The organism is Bartonella sp. AA81SXKL (genome assembly GCF_042196945.1).
In the GTDB taxonomy this organism is placed as follows: domain Bacteria; phylum Pseudomonadota; class Alphaproteobacteria; order Rhizobiales; family Rhizobiaceae; genus Bartonella.
Window position 1 is genome coordinate 4219 of the sequence record NZ_JBHIRH010000032.1, and the last position, 1953, is coordinate 6171.

Consider the following 1953-nt stretch of genomic DNA (forward strand, 5'->3'; position numbering starts at 1 on the left):
CACTTTTGTGGGGCTTTTTTTATGGAGCGTCAGATGAGAAAGATATCGAAAGAAGGATTAGAGCTTATCAAACAATGGGAAGGTTTGCGTTTAGAGGCATATAGAGACACGGCATGTGTCTGGACGATTGGTTATGGTCACACCAGCAATGCGGGTCACCCCCTTGTCAAAAAAGGCATGTGTATTAGCCAAAAGCAAGCAGAAGAAATCCTTTGTGAAGACTTAAAGCAATTTGAGAAGACGGTAGAGGAATCGGTGACGGTTTCGTTAACGGATTGCCAATTCGCGGCATTGGTCTCATTTTGCTATAATGTAGGAACAGCTGCTTTTCGCAAGTCAACCTTGTTGAAGAAGCTTAATCAAGGGGATTATGAAGCCGTACCCTTAGAATTACAGAAATGGAATAAGGTCGGTGGGAAGCCTCTTGCGGGTTTAGCCAACCGTCGAGCAGCAGAAGCGGGATTATGGGTAAAAGGGGCTTATGTTTCTTCGAATTATCAAAGGGTAGAAACGAAAACAGCAAGCGGTCTTTTAAAGATAGAAGCACTTGCCCCGATTATAGGGTCTTGTTCGGGGTTTGGAGGCTTGTTGGTTGGCAATGGTCCGGTGCAATGGGCTTTAGCAGGCATCATGGTTTTAGCGGCTGTAACGGGCATAGTGATTGTCGCCAAGCGGTTTGGGGAGCAACGCTTATGATTTTTTGGCTAAAGAAATATTCTCTTATGTTTACAGCGGCTTTAGCCGTTTTTTTTATGGCTTTAGCCAAGGCGTTTCAGCTTGGCAAGCAAAGCGAACGGCAAAAGCAAACAGAGAATGCTTTAAAGACAGCAACAACCCGTCTTGAGGTAGAAAATGAAGTTAATCAAAAAAGTGATGGTGGTGTGCGCTCTGAACTTTCTCGTTGGGTGCGCGGCAAATAGGTCTGTTTCTTGTGGTGGCTGGTTGCCCATTTATTTGGATAATAAGGATGTTGCGGTCATCAGTTCCAACCTTGCAAGAGATATTTTGAAGCATAACAAGCAGGGAGCCCATTTATGTGGTTGGAAAGATGGTCAAGAAACGAAGCAGCAAAGATAAAGATCTTACAGAAACAGAACAACAGCTCCTTCACGAGATGATAGAGACCTATCAAGGCTTAAAGATGATGTCACGCTTTATGAAGTGGATTGCCTTCATTGTCTTTATGTTTGTTATTGATTTTGCCCGCCTTATGGATGCACTCGATAATATCTTATCACATCTTAAAAGATGGATAACAAAAAGTTAGATATCAAATCTCTCCTTTAAAAATATGATGAAACAAGAATTTACACAAACATTGTTTGCGTGGATGGGTGGTAAACACTATCTGCGTAAGAAAATTATACCGATTTTAAATAATATTGACCACGAAACCTATGTTGAACCGTTTTTAGGCTCTGGTGTTATTTTCCTAAATAAAAAACCAGCAAAATATTCTGTCATTAATGATTTGAATGGAGAGATCACGAATCTGTTTCAATGCGTTCAAAATGACTTTGATGATTTAGCTAAACGATTGGAGTGGTTTGTTTGTTCAAGACAGTTGTTTTTTGAACTTGCGGCGATTGAACCAGAAAGCCTTTCCAAAGTTGAAAGAGCTGCCCGTTTTTTGTTTCTCCAACGTTGTGTGATGTATGGGAAAAAAGATTATGTCTCTTTTAGTTTTGGAAGGAAAAAGCCTATAGCATTTAATCCCGAAAAGCTGTTATCAAGGATGAGACGTGTTAGACAGAAGCTTCTTGATACAACAATCTTAAATTTGTCGTGGGAACGGGTTATCGAGCTATTTGATGCACCCGACAGTTTATTTTATCTAGACCCGCCTTATCTTGTAAAGAAGAAGTGTTACAGCTCTGGGAATTTTGTTGAAGATGATTTTGTGAGTATGGCAAAAGTTCTCAAAAGCATACAAGGCAAATTTGTCTTGAGTCT

At 40.6% G+C, this 1953-nt stretch carries 4 protein-coding genes; all 4 read left to right on the forward strand.

Annotation, left to right across the window (positions count from 1 at the left end; genetic code table 11):
* The first annotated feature begins 33 nt into the window (after positions 1 to 33).
* Entirely contained in the window at positions 34 to 696 is a 663-nt protein-coding gene (locus ACFINZ_RS08730) for a lysozyme (RefSeq protein WP_375643601.1), read from the forward strand.
* Positions 693 to 920 (forward strand): hypothetical protein, encoded by a 228-nt coding sequence (locus ACFINZ_RS08735; RefSeq protein ID WP_375630758.1) that lies wholly within the window; start codon positions 693 to 695, stop codon positions 918 to 920. The genes ACFINZ_RS08730 and ACFINZ_RS08735 overlap by 4 nt, the downstream gene beginning before the upstream one ends.
* A gap of 116 nt (positions 921 to 1036) precedes the next feature.
* The gene (locus tag ACFINZ_RS08740; RefSeq protein WP_375643598.1) at positions 1037 to 1267 is read left to right on the forward strand and encodes a hypothetical protein; all 231 of its coding nucleotides are present in this window, start codon (positions 1037 to 1039) and stop codon (positions 1265 to 1267) included.
* 24 nt (positions 1268 to 1291) lie between these two features.
* Positions 1292 to 1953 (forward strand): DNA adenine methylase (locus ACFINZ_RS08745; protein WP_375612695.1); only part of this gene is annotated, 662 nt, incomplete at its 3' end.